General features: G+C 31.3%; 26 protein-coding genes. All 26 read left to right on the top strand.

Annotated features, from left to right (window positions below):
• Positions 1–20 precede the first annotated feature (20 nt).
• The gene (locus EDC18_RS07655) at positions 21–596 is read left to right on the top strand and encodes a zinc dependent phospholipase C family protein (protein ID WP_132251880.1); all 576 of its coding nucleotides are present in this window, start codon (positions 21–23) and stop codon (positions 594–596) included.
• A gap of 142 nt (positions 597–738) precedes the next feature.
• Positions 739–2,505 (top strand): glycerophosphoryl diester phosphodiesterase membrane domain-containing protein, encoded by a 1,767-nt coding sequence (locus EDC18_RS07650; RefSeq protein WP_132251878.1) that lies wholly within the window; start codon positions 739–741, stop codon positions 2,503–2,505.
• A 395-nt stretch (positions 2,506–2,900) separates the two neighbouring features.
• On the top strand, positions 2,901–3,929 hold the full coding sequence (locus EDC18_RS07645; RefSeq protein ID WP_132251876.1) for a dienelactone hydrolase family protein: 1,029 nt from the start codon (positions 2,901–2,903) through the stop codon (positions 3,927–3,929).
• 9 nt (positions 3,930–3,938) lie between these two features.
• Positions 3,939–4,610, top strand: coding sequence for a SanA/YdcF family protein (locus tag EDC18_RS07640; RefSeq protein ID WP_132251874.1), 672 nt, complete (start codon positions 3,939–3,941; stop codon positions 4,608–4,610).
• A 20-nt stretch (positions 4,611–4,630) separates the two neighbouring features.
• Complete coding sequence (locus EDC18_RS07635; RefSeq protein WP_132251873.1) at positions 4,631–6,337, top strand: S-layer homology domain-containing protein; 1,707 nt, start codon at positions 4,631–4,633, stop codon at positions 6,335–6,337.
• Between the two features lie 36 nt (positions 6,338–6,373).
• A complete protein-coding gene (locus EDC18_RS07630) occupies positions 6,374–6,742 on the top strand; it encodes a DRTGG domain-containing protein (RefSeq protein ID WP_132251871.1) in 369 nt (122 codons plus the stop codon).
• Positions 6,726–7,139: an ATP-binding protein gene (locus tag EDC18_RS07625; protein WP_132251869.1), complete on the top strand. Its 414-nt coding sequence runs from the start codon at positions 6,726–6,728 to the stop codon at positions 7,137–7,139. Before EDC18_RS07630 ends, EDC18_RS07625 begins: the two co-directional genes overlap by 17 nt.
• 152 nt (positions 7,140–7,291) lie before the next feature.
• Positions 7,292–8,596 (top strand): [Fe-Fe] hydrogenase large subunit C-terminal domain-containing protein, encoded by a 1,305-nt coding sequence (locus EDC18_RS07620; protein ID WP_132251868.1) that lies wholly within the window; start codon positions 7,292–7,294, stop codon positions 8,594–8,596.
• Positions 8,597–8,617: 21 nt separating this feature from the next.
• The gene (locus tag EDC18_RS07615) at positions 8,618–8,953 is read left to right on the top strand and encodes a DRTGG domain-containing protein (protein ID WP_132251866.1); all 336 of its coding nucleotides are present in this window, start codon (positions 8,618–8,620) and stop codon (positions 8,951–8,953) included.
• Between the two features lie 2 nt (positions 8,954–8,955).
• Positions 8,956–9,504: an ATP-binding protein gene (locus EDC18_RS07610; RefSeq protein WP_132251864.1), complete on the top strand. Its 549-nt coding sequence runs from the start codon at positions 8,956–8,958 to the stop codon at positions 9,502–9,504.
• 331 nt (positions 9,505–9,835) lie between these two features.
• Positions 9,836–11,155 (top strand): electron transport complex subunit RsxC, encoded by a 1,320-nt coding sequence (rsxC, locus tag EDC18_RS07605; protein ID WP_132251863.1) that lies wholly within the window; start codon positions 9,836–9,838, stop codon positions 11,153–11,155.
• An 11-nt stretch (positions 11,156–11,166) separates the two neighbouring features.
• On the top strand, positions 11,167–12,123 hold the full coding sequence (locus EDC18_RS07600; RefSeq protein WP_132251861.1) for an RnfABCDGE type electron transport complex subunit D: 957 nt from the start codon (positions 11,167–11,169) through the stop codon (positions 12,121–12,123).
• A complete protein-coding gene (locus tag EDC18_RS07595) occupies positions 12,110–12,691 on the top strand; it encodes an RnfABCDGE type electron transport complex subunit G (protein WP_132251860.1) in 582 nt (193 codons plus the stop codon). The genes EDC18_RS07600 and EDC18_RS07595 overlap by 14 nt, the downstream gene beginning before the upstream one ends.
• A gap of 1 nt (position 12,692) precedes the next feature.
• Entirely contained in the window at positions 12,693–13,364 is a 672-nt protein-coding gene (rsxE, locus tag EDC18_RS07590) for an electron transport complex subunit RsxE (RefSeq protein ID WP_132251858.1), read from the top strand.
• A gap of 12 nt (positions 13,365–13,376) precedes the next feature.
• Positions 13,377–13,949, top strand: coding sequence for an electron transport complex subunit RsxA (gene rsxA, locus EDC18_RS07585; protein WP_132251857.1), 573 nt, complete (start codon positions 13,377–13,379; stop codon positions 13,947–13,949).
• A 21-nt stretch (positions 13,950–13,970) separates the two neighbouring features.
• A complete protein-coding gene (locus tag EDC18_RS07580; RefSeq protein WP_132251855.1) occupies positions 13,971–14,768 on the top strand; it encodes an RnfABCDGE type electron transport complex subunit B in 798 nt (265 codons plus the stop codon).
• Between the two features lie 342 nt (positions 14,769–15,110).
• A complete protein-coding gene (locus EDC18_RS07575) occupies positions 15,111–15,374 on the top strand; it encodes a DUF4321 domain-containing protein (protein ID WP_132251853.1) in 264 nt (87 codons plus the stop codon).
• Between the two features lie 15 nt (positions 15,375–15,389).
• Positions 15,390–15,980 carry a Maf family protein gene (locus EDC18_RS07570; protein WP_132251851.1) on the top strand — a complete coding sequence of 197 codons (591 nt, stop codon included), beginning with the start codon at positions 15,390–15,392 and terminating at the stop codon, positions 15,978–15,980.
• Between the two features lie 22 nt (positions 15,981–16,002).
• Positions 16,003–16,701 (top strand): RadC family protein, encoded by a 699-nt coding sequence (gene radC / locus EDC18_RS07565; RefSeq protein WP_132251849.1) that lies wholly within the window; start codon positions 16,003–16,005, stop codon positions 16,699–16,701.
• A gap of 125 nt (positions 16,702–16,826) precedes the next feature.
• A complete protein-coding gene (locus EDC18_RS07560; RefSeq protein ID WP_243115090.1) occupies positions 16,827–17,864 on the top strand; it encodes a rod shape-determining protein in 1,038 nt (345 codons plus the stop codon).
• Between the two features lie 179 nt (positions 17,865–18,043).
• Positions 18,044–18,874 carry a rod shape-determining protein MreC gene (gene mreC / locus EDC18_RS07555; protein WP_132251847.1) on the top strand — a complete coding sequence of 277 codons (831 nt, stop codon included), beginning with the start codon at positions 18,044–18,046 and terminating at the stop codon, positions 18,872–18,874.
• A 25-nt stretch (positions 18,875–18,899) separates the two neighbouring features.
• The gene (gene mreD, locus EDC18_RS07550; protein ID WP_132251846.1) at positions 18,900–19,403 is read left to right on the top strand and encodes a rod shape-determining protein MreD; all 504 of its coding nucleotides are present in this window, start codon (positions 18,900–18,902) and stop codon (positions 19,401–19,403) included.
• Between the two features lie 3 nt (positions 19,404–19,406).
• A complete protein-coding gene (locus tag EDC18_RS07545) occupies positions 19,407–22,184 on the top strand; it encodes a penicillin-binding transpeptidase domain-containing protein (RefSeq protein ID WP_165878515.1) in 2,778 nt (925 codons plus the stop codon).
• 15 nt (positions 22,185–22,199) lie between these two features.
• Complete coding sequence (minC, locus tag EDC18_RS07540; RefSeq protein WP_132251842.1) at positions 22,200–22,874, top strand: septum site-determining protein MinC; 675 nt, start codon at positions 22,200–22,202, stop codon at positions 22,872–22,874.
• Positions 22,875–23,002: 128 nt separating this feature from the next.
• Positions 23,003–23,794, top strand: coding sequence for a septum site-determining protein MinD (minD, locus tag EDC18_RS07535; protein ID WP_132251840.1), 792 nt, complete (start codon positions 23,003–23,005; stop codon positions 23,792–23,794).
• Positions 23,795–23,805: 11 nt separating this feature from the next.
• Entirely contained in the window at positions 23,806–24,084 is a 279-nt protein-coding gene (gene minE / locus EDC18_RS07530; protein WP_132251839.1) for a cell division topological specificity factor MinE, read from the top strand.

Genomic DNA, 24,084 nt, shown 5'->3' with positions numbered 1-24,084 from the left:
TAGTAGATAGGAGATGTCTAATGATAATAAAAACACATATGCTTATTGGCAAAAATGCATATCAAAATATACAAGAGGAATACAATATTCAACTTAATAAAAAGTATTTTATGTACGGCAATATTAAGCCTGACATTACATACACACTTTCAAATAAATCTCACAGACTTCAAGATTCATTGGATTTTGTACTAAAGGAAATAGATAAGTTAATAATGAACGATGAAAAGAACATAGAAACATTTTCCATGAATTTAGGTGTTATTAATCATTTTTTATCAGATTTCTTTTGTGCGCCACATTATTATAAAGGAAGTTATTTTAAAAATATAGTAAAGCATTTAAGATATGAATTTAAGTTAAATGAGAAATTTAAAGAAATGACAAAAAAAAATGAACTAAGTATAAAAGCATTAGATATAACGGGTAATCTATATCCAAACATAGTCACTACAATACACTCTCTTGAAACAGAATATCAAAAAGCAAGTGTAAATATAGAAAATGACATTAAATTTGCCATTACTTTATGCACACAAATTAATAGACAAATTCTCAATCAAATCATAATCAAAAATCAAAAAGTAGCTGCTTAAAAGATTAAGAGATGAAGAAAATTCAAGAATTATTAGGGGTTGAATAAAAAAATTTTAATAATGAAGAAGATATATTTTTAAATTTTTGATATAATTTAATATATACAGCTAACCAGGTAATTACATTGAAGGGGGCGATAGTATGGTTGAGTTGTTATTTCGTAGAAGTTTATTAGACTTAAAGAAAACCTATAAGAAACATATTATTTTTGAATTCTTTTATATGTTAATCACTGGTTTTATTTTTGTTCCTATAATTGCGTATATCTTTAATCGAGTGATCTGGTCATTAGGATCAGGTTCTTTATTAAATACTGAAATATTTAGGATTGTATTAAATTACCGAGGCATTTTTGGATTATTGAGTATAGCAACTATTGCTGTTGTTATCTTATTTATTCAATTTGGCGTCATAATTGTTATCTCACAAAAGCAGTATTTCTCTAAGTCTATTTCAATACTTCATGCTTTTGATACGGTAATTAAAAAAACACCTAAAATTGTTGGTTTCGGTGTTTTTCAATTAATAACTTTATTTGTTTTTTTAATACCTTTTATAGACTCCCCTTTGTTAGGGTCCCTGAGTGAAGATATAGAGATTAAATCATTTATTAGGAATCAAATATTTAGTTCAAGGCTATTAATGACTTTATATGGGTTAGTATTCATTTTAATTATATATATTATCATTCGATGGATTTTTACATTGCATTTTATAATTATTGAAAATAAATCTGTTAGAAAAGCCGTTAGTAGCAGTATGGAACTCACCAAGAAAAATCAAATACGGATCATAGTAGGGTTATTTGTTTTAAACATTATTATATTTTTAATAGGTATATTTATAATTTCTGGCATTACATTAATTCCATCATTAATTACAGATATTAATTTGTTTTTTTTAGATAATTCTCTAGTTACTTTATCAAGTTTTATAACATATGTATTTGCTTTGATGCTAATCCCTATCAATATAACATTTGTTACGAGATTGTTTTATAGATATCATATTAATCAAGATGTAGAAATTGAAGACAAATTGATTATTTCTAAAAATAAAAAAATATATGAAATGGAAGATAAAATATCAACATTTATTATGAAAAAGAGTGTTTTTAATTTGATTTTACTAACGGTGTATTTAATTATGGCAATATATTTTCATTATACTGTTACAGATAATATAGCATATATTGGGAGAAGTGTAGCAGTTGCTGGCCATAGAGGGGATATGTATAATAGCCCTGAAAATACCATTAGTAGTGTGAGGTCTGCAATTGAAAAAGAAGTGGATTTTGTTGAAATAGACATACAAATTACAAAGGATAATGTAATAGTATTAAATCATGATAGGGATTTAGCAAGGGTTGCTGGAGTTCCTTATCGAGTTATAGATTTAACCTATGAAGAATTATCAGTATTAGAGGTTGGGTCACATTTTTCAGATGACTTTATGGGAGAAAAAATCCCTACTTTAGAAGAAGTTTTAATTGAAGTTAAAGATCAAGCTAAGCTCATTCTTGATATAAAGGCATATGGCAATAAAATAGATATTGCAGAAAATTTAGTAGCATTAATAGAAAAATATGAAATGGTAGAACAGTGTTATATTCAATCCTTTAACTATCCCGTCTTACAGGAAATAAGAAAAATTAATCCAGACATTAAAATTGGACAGTTGATGTATGCAGTTACAGGTAACTTAGCAACACTTGATGTGGATTTTTATTCCATCGAACAAAATATGTTGTCAAATAGGATAATAAATAATGCAAGAAGAATAGATAGGGAAATATGGGTTTGGACTGTGAATAATGAGAGCAATATGAAACGTGTATTGAAGTATGATATAGACGTTATAATAACCGGTTATCCAGAGATGGTGCAATCCATTATCGGTCTTAAATAAATAATTTGGTGGATAAATATAGGATGTTATAATATAAAACAGCCTATATTTATCTATTTTTTTGTTTTAAATCACATAAATTTTTATACTGCATAACATATAGTAAAGGTGAGAACATATACCTGATAGAGAAAATAACTTCTTGTCTTTCAAGAAGTTTTTATATATAAGCCTAGGACATTTTGTTCTAGGCTGTTTAGAGTGTATTATGAAAAAAGTCTCACTGTATGAGAGATTCATTAAAATTTGTTTTAATATGGATACACCTATTTAGAAGTAGGGCAGTAAATAATAGTGTAGTTTACGAGGTATGCATTTGTATGTATACCTTTTTTTTATATATTAAATAAGTTATAATGTTAGTATAATCAATAGTTACTGTAAGGAGAATATAAATGTGGGCGCCGGATGTATACTTAGAAGAACGCTATAAAATGACAAAACAAAGCTATGGTTTTAACAGTAGCAGTATTAGCCTTTGGATTGATCAAAAAGAATTATTAAAAGAAAAACTGATAGAATTACTTGGAGGATTTCCGGAAGAAAAGCAATCCCTGAATGCCATTGTCATACAAAAGGAAGAGTTTGAAGAGTATACTATAGATAGAATAGAATATTCAACTTATTTACATATGAGGGTTCCTGCTTATCTTATTATTCCTAAAAATAATCAAAAAACAAGACCAGCAGTCATTGCTTGTCCAGGACATGGTTATGGTAGTAAAGAGTGTATAGGCTTGTTACCAGATGGGTCCTTTAATAAGGGTGACCCTACCATTCATAAAAACTTTGCTCTAGAACTAGTGAAAAATGGGTTTACAGTTATGGTTCCAGAAATTTTAGGTTTTGGCGATAGACGATTGGAAGAAGATCAAGATAAAGACCCAAAGGAGAATAGCTGTTATAGATTAGCAACAAATTTATTAATGATGGGACAAACTTTAATAGGTCATAGAGTTTATGAAACCATACGAGCGATGGACTATCTAAATACTCGTTCAGATATTATTCATTCTAAAATTGGCTGTATGGGATTTTCAGGAGGTGGACTTGTGACAGCATTAACTTCTGCTGTTGATGAGAGAATTAAAGCAACTGTAATAAGTGGTTATACAAATACCTTTAAAGATAGTATTATGGCTATGAGACATTGTCTGGATAATTATATTCCAGGAATTATTAATTGTTGTGAAATGTCAGATCTCATTGGATTAATAGCCCCTAGAGATCTATTTATAGAATCAGGAGTAGATGATCCTATCTTCCCTCTTAAAGGCGCTCAAACAACCGTTTCTAAACTTAAAGAAATATATAACAAATATAATGCAGACAATAATATTGAGATTGATGTATTTAATGGGGAACACGAAGTGTGGGGAAAAAAGGCTTACCTTTGGATGAAAGAAAAATTGTATATGGTATAGGTGATAATGATGAGAAAAGGTATTAAAAGGTTTATGGTTAGTTTAGTTATAGTAGGTCTTTTAGGAGTAACAAGCGTATTAGCAATAGATGGTCATGTTAGAAAAAAAGGGAATCAATTAATTATGACAAAAGATAATGTCTTTGAAGCAGACGCAATTTTGATATTAGGTGCATTGGTATATCAAAGCGGCAATGTTTCAAATATTTTAGAGGATCGTTTAAAAGTGGGGGTTGAACTCTATGAAATGGGAAAAGCACCAAAATTATTACTAAGTGGTGATAATGGACAACTGGATTATGATGAAGTAAATGCAATGAAAAACTATGTAGTTGCTAGAGGGATTCCTGAAGAAGATGTTTTTATGGATCATGCAGGTTTTAGCACTTATGAGAGTGTGTACCGTGCAAAAGAAATATTTCAAGTAGAAAGATTAATTATAGTAACTCAAGAATACCATTTAAAGCGCGCTTTATATGTTTCAAAAAAATTAGGTATAGAAGCACAAGGGGTAACTTCTGATTTAAGAACTTATCCAAAGATGAGTGTGTTTAAAACAAGAGAAATATTAGCAAGAAATAAAGACTTTTTATATGTGAATGTTTTTAAACCAGAGCCAACATACTTAGGTGAGGTTATCAATATTACAGGGGATGGAAGAATTACTTTTGATAAAGATTAATTAATGAAAGGAGGGATTATATGAAAAAAGTATGTATGGTAGTACTTTGTATATTTTTTGCCTTTAACTTTTCTTATGGAAATGAAAAAAATAGATTTGACGACGTGCCTACTGGGCATTGGGCTGAGGATCACATACATGACCTAAGGATTTTAAATATAACAAATGGTATAGGGAATAACCAATTTGGGGTAGGGAATACAATATCAAGAAGAGACTTTATTACTTTTCTGGTAAGATTATTAAACTATGACTTAATAATACCAACAGTAGGAAGTTTTAAAGACAATGAAAATAAAAATGACTTTTATTACAAATACATTGAGACGGCTGTAAAATATGGCATAATAGTTAGAGATACAGAACATTTTAGACCAAATGAGCCTATCACACGAGAAGAAATGGCTATTATGATTGTAAGGGCCCTTGGATACAATGACTTAGGAAGTAAGCTTATCTATCTCCCCAATTCTTTTGAAGATGTAAGTGGTAATATAGGCTATATTAACATGGCTAAAGACTTTGGTATTATCAACGGTGTGGGAAAAAATCAGTTTAAGCCCTATGATACGGCTACAAGAGAGCAAGCTGCAACAATGATGATGCGAATGTACCATCTTCAGAATAATAAGATTAATGAGCTTCATGGGTTTTATGCCATCAGTTCTGCTAATCAAATGGCATTTATAAAAGATCTAGATTCGGTTGGTTTTGGGTGGAGCAGGTTAGAGGTTAATACCAACAATAATGTTGTTTTAAATACAAGCAGAAGAAATAACAATGAATTTGGTATACCATCGGGTTTTACAGTGCCTCTTGATTTGGCTTATGAGAGGAATGTATCTACCCACTTAATGGTTTTTGTTAGAGAGGAAAGTATTCTTGTAAATGGTCAAAGTATGCCTTTGGTGGACTATATTGTTTCTAATAAAAATGTGAGAAGTACAGTCATTGGTCAAATAGTAAAAGAATTGAACAGTATTAATGGCAATGATCAGTATGAATTTGATGGTGTTGTTATAGATTTTGAAAAGATGAAAGGTGAGTATTTGGCTGGGGAATTTAATCACTTTTTATCTGAGTTAAAAGAAATATTAAGTCAATACAATAAAAAATTGTATGTTGCAGTTCATCCTAAAAGAAGAACAGGCCAACCCTACTTTGATGGGTATGATTATAAAACCATAGGAGAAATTGCAGATAGAGTAATATTAATGGCTCATGACTATAATGCCAAACAATTATCAGAACGCGATATGGCATTAGGGTATACCTTAACCCCTTTAACGCCAATTGAAGAAATATATTATGCCTTAATGGCCATAACAAATGAAGAAACAGGAATAAGTGATAGAAGTAAAATTATGTTGCAAATTTCATTTGATTCTGTACAATGGAAGCTTCAAGAAGGTAAAGTAATCAATAAATACCCTTATTCTCCAACATATGAATCTATTAAAAATCGATTAATAAAAGATGTAAGTATAAGTTATTCTAGCATTAACCAAAACCCATTTGTTAACTTTTACGATGATAGAGATAATAGCTATAATGTTTTATGGTATGAAGATTCTAGAAGTGTTAAAGCAAAAATTGAATTGGCTAGATTATTTGGTGTTCAAGGACTATCTCTTTGGAGACTGGGTAATATACCAAATTTTGAAGAAGAATATGAAAAAGAAATTTATCTTGATGTATGGAATCGGATTATTGAATATAGACATTAAATTTAATGATCCTTCATTTGAATCGGAGGGAAAGCGATGCTTTTAAAAGAAGTAAAGGAATATTTAGATGCAACAGTCCTGACAGGAGAAGAAATGCTTATGGAAAGCATTGATTATGGTTATGGTTGTGACTTAATGAGTGATGTGTTAGCTTTTGTAAGTAATAATGTTTTACTTCTTACAGGTTTAACCCATCCACAAGTTATTAGAACTGCAGATATTCTTGACATTAAAGCAATTGTTATTGTAAGAGGTAAAAAAGTGGATGATGAATTTATATCCATGGCTAAAAGAAAAGAAATTGTGGTATTAGCAACAAGACATTCTTTGTTTAGTGCTTGTGGCATATTATTTGAAAAAGGTCTATTAGGAGAGGAGATTGCTCACAATGACTTTTCATTATGATGTATTAGGAGATGAATTTACCCATGCAGGTGTGGCTTCTAGTAAAGTGAAAAAGATTTTAAAGCAATTAGGAGTCCCTGCTGAGATTGTAAGAAAAGTTGCTATTGCAATGTACGAAGCTGAAATTAATATGGTTATTCATGCCAATGGTGGGGTAATAGATGGTGATATTAATGAAGATAGAATATATATTGTTTTAAAGGATGAAGGGCCAGGTATTGAAGATATTAAGTTGGCAATGAAGGCTGGGTATTCTACTGCTACTGCAAGAGCTAGGGAGATGGGTTTTGGAGCTGGTATGGGTTTGCCTAATATGAAGAGGCATAGTGATGATTTGAAGATTACTAGTGAAGTTGGGAAGGGAACTGTTGTTGAGATTATTGTTTTTTTAAGTTGAATTGTTGCCTTTCCTTTCAGCCGGTCGACGCCAACTCAATTATATATACCTTCCAGAAACTACAAGACTGGTTAATTGATAAATTTGGAATGAAAATAATATGTGATACTTTGACGATTTCTAATACTGAATTGTAAGGAGTTGACTTTTTTATGGTGAAGCAACATTCGGTTTATCTTGATAAAGATAGATGTACTGGTTGTACAGATTGTATCAAAAGGTGTCCAACAGAAGCAATTCGAGTAAGAAATAAAAAAGCAGTTATTATTGATGAAAGATGTATTGACTGTGGTATGTGTATTAAAGTTTGTAAAAACATGGCTAAGAAGGCCAAAGCAGATGATGTAAGTATTATTAATCAGTATAAGGTTAAAATTGCCATTCCAGCACCCTCTTTATATACTCAGTTTAAGGGCATACATAATGTTAATAAAATTCTTATGGCATTAAAGGATATTGGATTTGATGAAGTCATAGAAGTTGCAAAAGGTGCTGAGTTGGTAACAGAAAAAACGAAGGAATATATTAAAAACAATAGTAGGAAACAGCCTATAATATCTTCGGCTTGTCCAGCTGTTGTAAAAGTTGTTCAAAGTAGATTTCCTACTTTAATTCCAAACATATTGCCATTATTATCGCCTAAAGAAATCACTGGTCGAATGACAAGAACCCATTTTTTGGATAAAGGGTATAAGGATGAGGATATAGGTGTATTTTTTATATCTCCGTGTGCTGCAAAAATCACCAATAGCAGGTACCCCACTTTAATAGAGAAGTCTGAGGTTGATGGGGTAATCTCCATTAAAGACATATACAAATCTATGGTTAAGGCCATAAAAAAGAATGATCATCATTATGAACATCTAAGATTAAGTTCTAATAGAGGTATGTTTTGGGCGGCACCTGGAGGTGAGGTGAGTGCTTCAAAAACCATTAATTATGTGGCAGTTGACGGCATAGAAAATGTTATTAGAATTCTAGAAATGATTGAAGATAATGAGTTGAATAATGTGGAATATGTTGAATGTTTGGCTTGCACTGGGGGGTGCTTAGGCGGTCCATTAACTGTTGAGAATCCATTTGTATCTCGATGTAGAATGGATAAATTAAGTAGGTACCATAAGAATCATCCTGAAACTAGGGATATCCATTTTGTATTAGAGTCATTGGATTATGCATGGGAAAAACCTCTAAAGCCTAAAGAAGTGTTACGGTTAGATGAAGATATATCAGAAGCCATAAAAAAAATGGAAGAATTAGAAAGGATTTACCAAGAACTACCTAAAATTAATTGTGGATCCTGTGGTTCCCCAACTTGTAAAGCTTTGGCAGAAGACATTGTATTAAAAAATGCTAATATTGAAGATTGTATATTTATGTTAAGAAAAGAAGTTGGTCAACTTGCAGAACGTATGGTTGAACTTGCTGAAAAATTACCACGTTCAATTAAAGAATAAAAAATATAAGGTGGGAAAAATATGACAGTAAAGGAATTAATAGAAAAGTTATCTCTTAAAATTGTTGCAGGAGAAGAAGGGATTAACAAAGAAGTAAAAGGAGGATTTACTGGTGATTTGCTTAGTGTTGTAATGGGAAATGCAAAAGAAGGGCAAGTATGGGTGACCATTCAGAGTCATATTAATATTGTTGCTGTAGCTGTTTTAACCAATATTGCTTGTATTATAGTTACAGAGGGCTTTGAAATAGACCAAGATGCAATTATTAAAGCGAATGAAGAAGATATCTCTATTTTAGTTTCAAATAAATCTTCTTATGATATGATAAAAGAACTTATAGAAATAGGAATAGGATAGCTATGAAAGAAATTTCAATGCATATAACGGATATCGTTTCAAATAGTGTTAGAGCAAAAGCCAACAATATTACTGTTGAAGTTGTAGAGGATTTAATAAATAATTTATTAAAAGTCATTATTATGGATGATGGGATCGGAATTGATGATGAATTAATACTCACCATTAAAGATCCTTTTGTTACCAGTAGAACACTAAGAAAAATTGGTTTAGGAATTCCCTTATTTGATCAAACCTGTAACCAATGTAATGGGAATCTAGTAATACAATCAAAAAAAAACCAAGGTACTAAAATCACTGCTTCCATGGCATACAATCATATTGATAGGCCCCCGTTAGGTGATTTGCCAACGTCAATTGCAGGCATTATAATATCCATGGACAAGAGTAATTTTAGCTACAGACATTTATATAACAATAAAAAATTTGAAATAACATCTAAGGAAATTTATGAAATATTAGGTAATGAACTATCAATAAATAATCCTAAAATATACCTATGGTTAAAAGAATACATCAAAGAAAATATTAGTGAATTATATAATATTTAGGTAAAATTGACTTATTTACTCTAAAAATTTGTTATAATTTAGTTATTTTAATTATAATCATTAACAGATAATAAAAATTATTGGTGTTTAATACCAAAAGAATGATAATCATTTCACAATGAATAGATGATTATTATTTTTTTTCAACAAATTTTGTAAAAAAATGTTGAGAAAGGCTACTGATTAAATTAAGAAACAAGGGTAAGGCCTTGAATTTGGTTGAGATTACATCCTTTGTAGAGTTTTTATCAATCGTTGTGCTTATTGGTTATTTGTATTATTATAAAGTTAACACTGTATACAATAATCATATATAAATAGGAGGTCTATCATGGGGGCTTTGACATTTAAAAGGGGAATTCATCCTAAAGATTTCAAAGAAGCTACAATGAATAAGCCAGTTGAGTATATTCTTCCAAAAGGAGATTTGGTTTTTCCGCTTATTCAACATTTAGGAGCACCTTGTAAACCATTGGTTAAAAAAGGTGATCGTGTATTATTAGGAGAAAAAATTGGAGATACGGATGCGTTTTTTGCTTCACCAATTATTAGCTCAGTATCTGGAACAGTAAAAGATATTAAGCCTGTCCTAGTACCAAACGGTTCAAAAGTAGAAGCTATTATTATTGAGAATGACGGCCTTTATGAAGAACATGAAAGCATTCAACCAAGAGAGAATATTGATGAGTTAACACCAGAAGAAATTAGAAAAATTATTAGAGAAGCTGGAATTGTTGGAATGGGTGGTGCTTGTTTTCCAACACATATTAAATTAACACCGCCACCAGAGAAAAAAATTGATTATATTGTGGTAAATGGTGCGGAATGTGAACCCTATCTTACTTCAGATTATAGAGTTATGTTAGAAGAACCTGATAGAATTATTCTAGGTTTAAAAATAATTCTTAAATTATTCCCAGAAGCAAAAGGTGTAATTGCCATAGAAAACAATAAACCAGAAGGTATTAAAATTCTTAAAGAGTTAGTAAAAGACGAAGAAAGAATGGAAGTTGTAGCTCTGAAAACTAAGTATCCACAAGGTGCAGAGAAGCAGCTTATTAATGCTGTTACAGGAAGAACTTTCGTCTCAGGAATGTTGCCTTTAGATGTTGGTTGTATTGTACAAAATATTGATACAGTTATTGCAATCCACAGAGCAATTCACAGAGGAAGACCTTTAATGCGCAGAATCGTAACTGTTTCAGGTGGTGCTATAAAAGAGCCTAAAAACATTAAAGTAAGAATTGGAACAAACTTTGAAGAGTTAATTGAAGCGGCAGGCGGCTTTATAGAAGAGCCTGTGAAAATTATAGCAGGTGGCCCAATGATGGGCTTAACGGTATTTTCAACTGATTTACCAATTATGAAAGGTTCATCAGGTATTATATGCTTAACAAAAAAAGAAGCAGAGTTATTTGAAGAATCTAGCTGTATTAGATGTGGGAAATGTGTTGGTGCATGTGCAAATGGCTTGTTGCCAATGTATCTTAACCAATACGCATTAAGAAAAGATGAAGCAATGTTCTTAAAGTACAAAGGAATGGAATGTTGTGAATGTGGAAGTTGTTCATACACCTGTCCATCCAAAAGACATATCGCACAAACAATTAAAACGACTAGACGTGAAATATTAGCAAATAGAAAAAAATAGGGGTGGTTTAGATGACAGATAATATGTTAGTTGTATCCTCATCTCCTCATATGCGTTCAAATGAATCAACACAAACCATTATGAGAGATGTTATTATAGCTCTTTTACCAGCAACTTTTTTTGCTGTGTATAACTTTGGCAGCAGGGCTTTAATTGTTACAATTTTAGCTATATTAGGTGCTGTTGCATCGGAATGGCTTTTTCAAAAGGCAACGGGTAGAAAAAATACCGTTACTGATTTAAGTGCAGCACTTACAGGGTTGTTCGTAGCATTAAATATACCATATACAGTTCCTTTTTGGATTCCTGTGATAGGTAGTGCTTTTGCTATTATAGTTGTTAAACAAATTTTTGGTGGTTTAGGACAAAACTTTATGAACCCAGCATTAGCTGCGAGAGCATTTTTAGTATTGTCATTCCCAAGAATTATGTCTATTTGGTCCTTTGATAGTGTGACATCAGCGACGCCATTAGATATATTAAAAGCTGGTGGTAGAAATATGCCATCGCTTCAAGATGCCTTTTTAGGAAACATCGGTGGAAGTTTAGGAGAAGTTTCAGCAGCAGCCTTATTAATAGGAGCAGCTTATCTATTAATTAGAAAAGTAATTACTTGGAGAATTCCATTTGTATATATCGGTACAACTATTGCCGTTATTGCTGCAATCCAATTTTTTAATGGCAATGGCTTTGATATTAATTATTTATCTTACCATGTATTTACAGGTGGTTTAATACTTGGGGCTTTCTTTATGGCAACAGACTATGCTTCTTCACCAGTAACACCTAAAGGGCAAATAATTTTTGCTATTGGTGCAGGTATTGTTACAGCTGTAATCAGACTTTACAGTGGTATGCCTGAAGGTGTAAGTTATGCAATCTTATTTATGAATTTATGGGTTCCAATTATAGAGAGATTCACTATTCCAAAAGCATTTGGAGAGGGGGATTCCCATGGGAAAAAATAATATCTTTAAAAATGCATTAATCTTATTTGCAATTACATTAATATCTGGCGCATTACTTGGTTTGGTTTATGAATTAACAAAAGATGCAATCGCTGAACAAGGAATGTTAAGACAATATGCTGCATTAGATAGTATTACCCCAGAAGTGGATACTTATAACCCTCTTGATGTAATTAATGATGGAGATACAGCTATTGAGATTAGAGAAGTTCTTGAGATTATTAAGGATAATGCTGTAATTGGTTATAATTTTATTCTTGATAATAACAGAGGGTATTATGGAAGAATTACTATTGCAGTTGGTATTAGTTCAGAGGGTACCATTAATGGTATAGAAATTATAAGCCATACAGAAACGGCTGGATTAGGTTCAAGGATCACTGAAGCAGGATTCAAAAACCAGTTTAAAGATGAAGTGGCTGAACCGTTTAAGTTAGGTTCATCAGGAACTTCAGGTGATAATACAATTGATTCTATTAGTTCTGCAACTGTATCTTCTGAGGCAGTTGTAAATGGTGTTAATAAAGCAGTAAATTATTATAATGAACATTTAGGGGGGGCACAGTAATATGAATGGTTTTATAAATAGACTAAAAACTGGTATTTTTACAGAGAATCCTATTTTTATTCAAATATTAGGTATGTGTCCAACCTTAGCCGTTACAACAAGTGCTTACAATGGTATGGGGATGGGATTAGCAACAATGGCCGTTCTTATAGCTGCTAACTTTGTTATTTCCCTACTTAGAAATATTATACCTAATAAAGTGCGTATACCAGCATTTATTGTTGTTATTGCATCTTTCGTTACAATGATTGACTTAATTTTGGCAGGGTATATACCTAATTTACATGATCAATTAGGAATTTTTATTCCGCTTATTGTTGTTAACTGTGTTATTTTAGGTCGTGCAGAAGCCTATGCATCTAAGAACAAATTATTGCCAGCTGTCTTTGATGGTGTAGGTATGGGTCTTGGGTTTACCCTTGCACTTACATTAATTGGTGCAGTGCGTGAACTTCTTGGTGCAGGAGCAATCTTTGGCTTTGAAGTAATGAATGCTATTACAGGTTTTATTTATAATTTACTTGGAGATGGTCAATTATTTGGTTTGCAAGTAATTGGTGAGCAGTTCGAAGCTATTGGTATCTTTGTACTTGCACCGGGTGCGTTTTTCGTACTAGGATTCTTATTAGCAATATTTAATAATATTAAAAATAAAAAAATGAAGAAAGCTTAAGGAGGGGTTTAGATGGAATTGATTTTATTATTTGTTGGGGCAGCATTAGTTAATAACGTTGTATTAGCAAGATTCTTAGGTATCTGTCCTTACTTAGGTGTTTCTAAAAAAGTGGAAACGGCTACAGGTATGGGCCTTGCCGTTACATTCGTTATGACATTGGCTTCAATCATTGCATATGTTGTTTATACATTTATTTTAGATCCTCTAAATATAGAGTTTATGTACACAATTGCTTTTATACTTGTTATTGCATCTTTGGTTCAGTTGGTTGAGATGATCATTCAAAAAGCGAGTCCAACTTTATATCAAGCATTAGGGGTTTTCTTACCACTAATCACAACAAATTGTGCTGTACTTGGTGTTGCAATTACAAATATTCAAGAAGGTTATTCATTAATTCAAAGTGTTGTTTATGCATTAGGTGCCGCACTAGGGTTTACAATTGCAATTGTATTGTTAGCAGGTATTAGAGAAAGATTAGAATTTAACAATATTCCTGAAGCATTTAAAGGGTATCCAATAGTATTGGTTTCAGCAGGTCTAATGGCAATTGCCTTTTTAGGTTTTGCTGGGCTTATATAATAGTTGGGAGGCTAGAGACTTATGGATTTTAATAATATATTATATCCCGCATTAGTTATTGGTGGAATTGGTATTGTATTTGGTTTGATTTTAGGAATTGCTGGTAAAATATTTGCCATTAAAGTAGATCCTTTAGTTGAAGCAGTTAAAGCTGCATTACCAGGGGTTAACTGTGGCGCTTGTGGTTATACAGGATGTGACCCATTAGCTAAAGCTATTGTTGGTGGTGAAGCTGCTGTACACGCTTGTCCAGTTGGTGGTGCATCAACAGCAGAAAATATTGGCAGTATTTTAGGCATTGAAGCTGGTGAAACAGCAAGAGAAGTAGCTTTTGTAAAATGTAATGGCACTTGTGAAACAGCAAAAGAAAAGTACATTTATGATGGAGCAATGGATTGTAAAATGGCACATGCAGCGCCAGGTAAAGGATCAAAAGCTTGTGAATACGGGTGTCTTGGTCTAGGAACTTGTGTTAGAGCTTGTCAATTTGATGCCATTGATATTGTTGATGGTATTGCTATTATCAATGAAGACAAATGTACAAGATGTGGTATGTGTGTAAAATCTTGTCCTAAGAGATTAATTGAAATTATACCTACAGATAGTAAAGTAAGAGTTCAATGTAATTCTAGAGAAAAAGGAAAAGATGTAAAAGCATCTTGTTCAGTTGGATGTATTGCATGTCGTCTATGTGTTAAAGCTTGTGAGTTTGACGCTATAATAGTAGAAGACAATATTGCAAAAGTGGATTATGAAAAATGTACAATGTGTAATGCATGTGCGGAAAAATGTCCAGTTAAGATCATAACATCGGCTTAATTATTTAGAAATATTCTATAAAATGAAATCAAATATTATAATACATCAGGGTAGGTATTTCTAAGAAATACCTACCCTGATGTTTGTTTTTACTATTTTAAAGGAATGTGTTTAAAGTAAGTACGATGATTGGTGTCGAATTTAGTAAGAATTAACTAGTGTTACTTAATAATATATACAAAAAAACAGTCTTATGTTAAAATATATACGGAATGAAAATAAAAATTTAAAGACTGCTCCAAAGGGCATAAAGTTTTTATTTTCAATGAAACTAGGCGCTTATACGAGTAAGATGCATAAGTTGAGTTAAAATGAACAAAATAGTATACAAGGGGTGGTACTTTGGCTTATAATCGAAAAGAAAAAAACGGGTGGGCTTTATTTTTATTAGTTTTAGCAGGTATCGTATTAGGAGGCTTTCTTGGAGAATTAGGAGAAGGCACAAGATACTTTGACTGGTTAAATGTAGGTGGAGACTTTGGACTTGAATCACCTTTGAAGTTGGATTTAGGCATATTATTTCTTGAATTTAGAATTGCTTTTAAAATTACATTAGCAAGTTTAATAGGGATTGCAATTTCAATTTTTGTATATAGAAAATTATAGGTTAGGTGAAAACACTTGAGAAAAATTGTACTAGCATCTAAGTCTCCAAGGAGAAAAGAAATACTACAATCACTAAAAATTCCATTTCAGACAATAACAAGTGATTTTGATGAAAGTATATGTGACATCAAAGAGCCAAGTTCATTAGTAAAAAATTTATCTCAGGGAAAAGCAGAATCTGTAATGGATTTGTTAAAAGAACCTTCTTTAGTGATAGGTTCTGATACAATTGTTGTGTTTAACAACATGATACTAGGAAAACCAAAGAATGAAGAAGAAGCCTTTGAGTTCATTAGTATGCTTGAAGGCAAGAAACATGAAGTGTATTCAGGCATTGCCATTGTTGACACAGAATCTGATAATGTATACGTTAATTATGAAAAGACTAATGTATATATGAGACATATTAAAGAGACAGAAATTCAATCCTATATTAAGTCAGGAGAACCTATGGACAAAGCTGGTGCTTATGGCATTCAGGGAATAGGTTCTGTTTTCATAGAAAGGATTGAAGGGGATTTTTATAGTGTAATGGGTTTTCCAATATTAAAACTTTATGAGGGACTTAATTCGTTTGACATTAATTTATTTGACTTCCAAGGATAAAATATTTCAGGGGAGAATATCTATGGGACAAGTAAGATTAACTATCAAGGAGTTGCCTTTATCTGAAAGGCCATATGAAAAATGTGAAAAATTCGGTTCAGAAGTGTTGACGGATGCAGAATTGTTAGCTGTTATTATTAGAAGTGGATCAAAAGAAGAAAGATCTATTGATTTGGCTCATAAAATACTTAATTTGGATTCTTATAAAAAAGGATTACTTAGTTTAAACTATCTATCATTAAAAGAATTAACAAAAATTAAAGGAATTGGTAGAGTAAAGGCGATACAAATAAAATGTGTTGCTGAATTAGCCAAACGAATGGCTAAATTACAAGGGGTTGAGAGATTTAATATAAATTCTCCAAGCTCTGTAGCCAACTGTTATATGGAAGAAATGAGACATTTAAATCAAGAAATACTTAAGATTGTAATGTTAGATACTAAGAATAATGTTATAAATGATAAAATGATTACCAAAGGAACAGTAAATGCATCTCTTATTACACCTAGAGAAATTTTTATAGAAGCAATTAAAAATGAAGCTGTTCATATCATCATCCTACATAATCATCCAAGTGGAGACCCAACTCCAAGTAGAGAAGACATACTCATTACAAAACGCATAAAACAATCTGGTGAATTGATTGGGATAGATGTATTAGATCATATTATTATTGGTGATGGTAAGTATACAAGCTTTAAAGAAAGAGATTTACTTTAAACCATTAGGAAATTATTAAATCTCCTTAATTGGTAATACTATTAATGACATTAAATTCTAGCTCAGAATTATAGAATAATAGTTTTATTATTTTATAATTCCTTTTAACTTGAAAGGAGATTTTTATGATCGTTGTAAAAGTCATAGGAATAGATTTGGGAACAAAATCAATTAAAATATATAAAAAACATAAAGGTGTTGCTCTTAAAGAGTTTAACTTAATTGCAAAAGAAACCAAGACGAAAAAAATAGTAGCAGCAGGGAATGATGCATATGAAATGCTTGAGAGAACACCAAGAACAATAAATGTATCCTATCCTGTGAAAAATGGTGTTATCGCAGATTTTGATAATATGTTAAAATTACTTAATTGGTATCTGAAAAAACTTAAATGTAAAAAGAGTTTATTTTCTAAAAATGTAGCATATATTAGTGTGCCGTGGGATATTTCAGAGGTTGAAAAAAGAGCTATTTACGATTTAGTAAATCACTCAGAAGCGAGCATAAAAAAAACTTTTGTCATTGATAAACCTATTGCAGCAGCATTAGGTGCAAGTATTGATGTTTCTTCTGCCCAAGGGAATATGATAGTAGATTTAGGTGGAGACACTACGGAAATATCTGTTGTATCATTAGGTGGTATTGTAATAAGCAAATTATTAAATATTGGTGGAAGTCGATTTGATGAAGCTATTGGTAATTATATTAAGAAAAAATACAGTATATTAATTGGTAATCGTACTGCTGAGCAAATTAAAATTAATCTTGCCTCTGCTTATAAAGAAGAAGAAGGTACAATTAATGTGTATGGTAGAGATTTGGTTACTGGATTACCAAAGGAAATATCTGTTTCATCACTGGATGTGTATGATGCTATTGTTGAATATCTATTTAATATTATAGATTCAATTAAATTTGTTTTAGAAAAAACACCACCAGAATTATCTGCTGATATTATTGAAACAGGAATATACTTAACTGGTGGGGGTGCTATGATTGATAGACTTGGAGAACTTATCTTAAAAGAAACGGGTCTAAAAGTTAATGTTGTAGATGAACCTGATAATAGTGTTATAAGAGGTATTGGAAAAATCGTTGAGAAAAGTCATTCATACAAATCATTAACATCTATCCCTAAAGCCAAAAAATACAAGTATTCATAGAATGAATTTTAATCTAAAATAATTATATACTCCATAGGATGTAGGGAGTATATAATTAATTTTTATTTGTATATTATGATAGTTCTACTTTCTTAATATATAATATTTGATTTAATAGGCGATATTTTTCTCAAAAGCGAGAAAAATTTGATGTTCAATTAGAAAAAAAGGAGTTAGTTATGAAGAGAAAGAGGGGTATTAGCTCAAAGCATGTTTTAATAATAATGACAGTACTATGCAGTCTTAGTATTATCTTTACTATTAATACAAGAGAAAATGTAAGTCCAGTTGAAAAGTCAATTGCTTATATTGTTGTGCCGATGCAAAGAGGCATAATGACTTTTGGGGGATGGATTCAAGATAAGGTTGATTTTGTTAAGAATATTCAAGAATTAGAAGAAAAAAACTCAGAGCTTCAAGAACAAGTATATGAGTTAGAATATGCAAATAAGATTCTTCAAATGGATAAATTTGAATTAGAAAGACTAAGAGATCTTTTTAATTTAGATCAGAAGTATTCCGACTATCCAAAAGTAGGGGCTAGAGTAATAGGAAAAGACCCTGGTAATTGGTACAATGTATTTTTAATTGATAAAGGTCAGAAAGATGGATTAGCAGTAAATATGAATGTGATTGCAGGAAATGGTTTGATTGGTCACATCATTGAGGTAGGACCTAATTACGCAAAAGTGTTATCTATCATTGATGATACAAGTAACTTAAGTGCTATGTTTTTAAGAACTGCTGATTTATGTATTGTTAAAGGTGAAAAAAGATTAATGGATCAAGGTCTATTAAGTGTAGAATATATTGATATTAATGCAAAAATAGTTGAAGGAGATGAAATTGTTACATCTCATATTAGTGATAAATACTTACAAGGTATACTCGTTGGGACAGTAAAAGAAATTAGAGAAAATCCTAATAATTTAACAAAAGTAGCATTATTAGAACCAGCGGTTAATTTTAAACATATCGAGGAAGTTTTAGTAATAACCCATTTGAAATAAATAGTATAGTTTAGGAGGAGTGATATTGAAACGCATTACGGTTATTGGACTTATTATATTAATAAATTTTTTATTACAAAGTACAGTTTTTCAAATGTTAAACATTGGTCAAGTTGCTCCTAATTTACTGATTATAGTTACTGTTTCATTTGCTTTGATTAGGGGCAAAATTGAAGGTGCATTGATCGGCTTTTTTTGTGGATTACTATTTGATATATTTTTTGGAAGAGTAATAGGGGCCTATGCATTACTCTATATGTACATAGGTTATTTCAATGGTTTTGTATATCAATCTTTTTTTAGAGAAAGTTTATTAATTCCAACATTAATGGTATTACTAAGTAGTTTTTTCTATGGATTTACTATTTATTCAGTATCATTCCTATTAAGAGGACGAACAGATTTAGTATTCTACTTATATAGAATTATTATACCTGAGATGGTGTATACCACTTTTATAACCCTGTTTTTATATAGAATAATATTGTATATAAATAATAAGCTAGAAAAAGTAGAGAAAGGAGTGTAAAAATTGATAAAAAAAGCATTTAAACACATCCTAAAGTTTTTTACACATAGACTCTCTATACTAACAATTATAATTATTTTTATGTTTAGTGTCCTTATCAATAGATTATTTACACTTCAAATCATCCAGGGAGAAGAACACCTTAATTCATTTACATTAAGAATTATTAAAGAAAGAGATTTAGGGACTACTAGAGGAAATATTTATGATAGATATGGTAGGCCTCTAGCAGTAAATCAATTAGCTTATTCTGTCATTATAGATGACAGTTATGATGTGGATGATAAAAATGAAATGATTCATGAATTAATTACTATTATTGAAAAAAATGGAGATAACATAATAAATGATCTCCCTATTATAATAAATGAGGTTGGAGAGTATGAGTTTCTAGGAAACAATACAAGAATCACTCGATTTAAAAGAGATATTTTTGGTCAAAACATTAAAGATGAACAACTAGAAATGAATGCAAGAGAAATGCTTGAATACATGGGTGGGGATAAATTCTTTAAACTTGCTCCAGATAGATATTCAAAGGAAGAGGCTCTCAAGATTATAGCTATTAGATATGCATTGTATTTGAATAGATACTATAAGTACAGACCAGAAACCATTGCAATTGATATTAATGAAAGAACATTAGCGGCCATTAAAGAAAATAGCATAAAGTTTCCTGGAGTTTCAATACTTCAAGATCCAATAAGAGTTTATCCTGAAGGAGAGTACTTTGCCCATATTATTGGCTATACGGGTTCTATTACAGAGTCCCAGCTACAACAACTAAGATTACATGATGAAACATATGACCAGAATGATATTGTAGGTCAAATTGGCATTGAGAGCGAAATGGAAGTTTATCTAAGGGGATCAACTGGAGCAGAGAAAGTTTTTGTTAATAGTCTAGGAAAAACAATTGATGTGGCTGAAAGAATTGATCCAGTACCTGGGAAAGACGTATATTTAACCATTGATAAACAACTTCAAGTTGGTGCATATAATGAACTTGAAAAACAATTAGCTACTATTCTTGCAAGAAGAATAGTGAATAACAAAAGTAGCAATACAGATTTAGTTGTAAGTGATGTTTTTATGGCTTTTCTAAATAATAATATCATAAGCTTAAGGGAAATAGAAAGAAATGTTGAAAGTGAACTTCAAAAGAATATCTACGATAAGTATATTAATAAAAAAGACTCCCTTTTAAATAATATAGAGAGACAATTAAAAGATGAAGCTAGGTCAATAATGTTGCTAAATAGTGAATTAAGGGACTTTACAAAATATGTATATAATCATCTACTAAGTCAACAGGTTATTGTCATTTCTGCTGAAAACAGAAATAGGGATTCAGTATATAGAAGCTTTATGAATGAATCTATTAGTTTTAAAGAGTTTTTAGAACATGCTATAGTTTCTAATTATATAGATCTGGAAAGAATTGGTCTAAGCAGTAACTATTACAATAATGATGAGATTTATAATATTCTAGTGGATTTTATCATCAGCTCTATTAGAAATAACAGAGAATTAGAAAAAAAAGTATATTCTTATTTAATAGAAAGTCATGCAATCTCTAATAAAGATATGATATTATTAATATATGAGCAAGGTATTTTAGAGTATGATGAGGAAATGATTGGAAAAGTTTTATCAAACAGCATAATGCCTATTGACTTTATAAAGGATAAGATATTAAACTTAGAGATAACACCTAAGCAACTTGCATTAGAACCCTATTCAGGTTCTGTTGTTGTAACAGATGTTCATAGTGGAGAAGTACTTGCATTGGTTAGTTATCCGAGTTATGATAACAATAGGTTAGTTAATGGTATGGATAATGCCTATTGGGTAGAATTAAATACTGACTTATCTACACCAATGTTTCATAGAGCATTACAGCAAAGAACTGCTCCGGGCTCAACTTTTAAAATGATTTCGGCATTGGCAGGTCTTTCAGAAGGTGTTATTAGGCCAAATGAAACCATTCGAGATGAAGGGTTGTTTACAAAGATTTCTCCACCAGTTTCAACTTGGGCATGGGGAAGGAATCGGACGACGGCTGGACATTTAAATGTTATTGACGCTATTGCATATTCTTGTAACTACTTCTTTAGTGAGGTTGCATTTAGGTTAAGTACTAGAGAAAGTAGGAATTATAATAGTGCTCTTGGTATTAACTATTTAGGAAAATATGCAACGATGTTTGGTTTGGATCAAAGAACAGGCATTGAACTACCAGAATATTCACCACAGATTTCTAATCAAGATGCCGTTAGGTCATCTATTGGCCAAGGAACCAATAACTTTACATCAGCTCATTTAACAAGATATATGGCAACTTTAGCAAATGGAGGAACGATCAATCAGTTAAGAATTATTGATAAAATTGTGAATCCTAATAAAACAGTCCATGAACAAAGAGAGACAGAAGTTCATGGCATTAGTGAATTTAATGAACAACACTTAAATATTATCCGTGAAGGGATGTATTTTGTAACCAATGGTACTAGGAGAGGAACCGCTGTATCATTATTTAGAGGATTTCCTGTTACTGTTGCTGGAAAAACTGGTACAGCACAAGAAAGAGTTGATGGACTTAGCCATGCCTTGTTTTCTGGGTACGCACCATATGAAAACCCTGAAGTAGCTATAACTGTGGTTATTCCTAATGGTATGTCAAGTAATGAAGCAGCTATTGTTGCTAGAGAAGTACTGAGACACTACTTTGCTCTTAATAATACAAATGAAAAGTTTAGCTATGAAAATACACTTAGGTAGTTATAGGGGGACATTATGAAAAATAATAGTGTTTTAATAAAGGGTAATAAATATGGGCTAACTATTATTCTTGATGAGGTTGTTGACTTTGAAGTAATCAAAGAACAATTAGCAGATAAAGTCAGAGAAGCTTCTAAGTTTTTTGATCAGGCTAAATTAGCAGTTTCTTTTGAAGGAAGAAATTTAACCAGTGAAGAACAGAAAGAATTGGTGTTCACAATATCCGAAAACTCAACGATTAATGTTGTGTGTGTTATGGATAATAGTGAAAAAGAAGAGCTTCACTTTAAAAAGAAACTTGATGAGAAACTTCAAGAATTGTCTTTTAATACGGGTCAATTTTATAAAGGAACTTTAAGATCTGGACAATTACTTGAAATTGAACAGAGCATTATAGTAATAGGAGATATTAACCCTGGTGCCAAGGTTGTATCAAGAGGTAATATTATAGTATTAGGCGCATTAAAAGGAACTGCATATGCTGGTGCTAATGGTAATGATAATGCTTTTGTTGTTGCATTAGAAATGAGTCCAATGCAAATAAAAATTGGAGACGTCATTGCACGTTCACCAGACCAACCAAGTAGTAAACAAGTTACAAAGCAGCCTCAAATAGCTATTGTAGAAGATGGGAGTATATTTATAGAACCCCTTAGTAGAAATACAATTAATGATATCAAATTTGCATAAGTAATATAATGAGTAATATTTTTTGTATTGTTGGATAAAAAAATCCTAATTAATGAAATAATAGGTGCAATAAGTGTAAAAATTTGGTAATATAATAAATAAAGATATATTTGGGGAGGAATGAATTCATGGGTGAAGTCATTGTAGTCACTTCTGGAAAAGGTGGGGTAGGTAAAACTACTACTACTGCTAATATTGGGACAGGTTTAGCGATGTTAAATAAAAAGGTTGTTTTAATAGATGCAGATATCGGATTAAGAAACTTAGATGTTGTTATGGGTCTTGAAAACCGTATTGTTTATAATGTCGTAGATGTCATTGAAGGAAATTGCAGATTGAAACAAGCTTTAATAAAAGATAAAAGATACAATACCCTACATTTATTACCAGCAGCTCAAACGAGAGATAAAAATGCTGTAACACCGGAGCAAATGCAAAAGCTAACGGAATCTTTAAAAGAAGAATTTGACTATGTTATTATTGATTGTCCTGCTGGTATTGAGCAAGGCTTTAAAAATGCAATTGCAGGAGCAGATAGAGCAATAGTAGTAACGACTCCTGAAGTATCAGCAATTAGAGATGCAGATAGAATTATAGGGTTACTAGAAGCACATGAAATAAGAAATTCAAGATTAATCGTTAATAGAATTCGTATGGACATGGTTAGACGTGGTGATATGATGAACATTAATGATGTTGTAGAAATATTAGCAATAGACTTAATTGGAGCAGTTCCAGATGATGAGAATATTGTAATATCAACTAATAACGGAGAACCTTTGGTAGGAAACAGTACAGTAGCAGGTAAAGCCTTTATGAATATCTGTAAAAGAATAACAGGAGAAGATATTCCTATTATGGAATTCGAAGAAAAAGGTTTTATGAAAAGGCTGAAAAGCATGATGAAATTTGGAAGTTAAGGAGGGGTTAGATGTCATTGGCTAATATTTTAAACCGTAAAGCGTCAAGTAGCACAGCAAAAGATAGGCTGAAATTATTACTTATTCATGATCGTGCTAATTGTTCTCCAGAGGTATTAGAAATGATAAAGTCTGATATCATTGATGTAATTAGTAATTACATGGAGATCGATAGAGATGGTATAGAAATTCAAATTACTCAAGCTAAATCCGATTCATCTGATATGACAGTACCTGCTTTATATGCTAATATTCCTATTAAGAGTTTAAGGAGCTTGTATAATAAATAG

Origin of the sequence: Natranaerovirga pectinivora (assembly GCF_004342165.1) — a bacterium.
GTDB classification, from domain to species: Bacteria; Bacillota; Clostridia; order Lachnospirales; family DSM-24629; genus Natranaerovirga; species Natranaerovirga pectinivora.
This window is presented reverse-complemented; position numbering and strand designations above follow the sequence as displayed.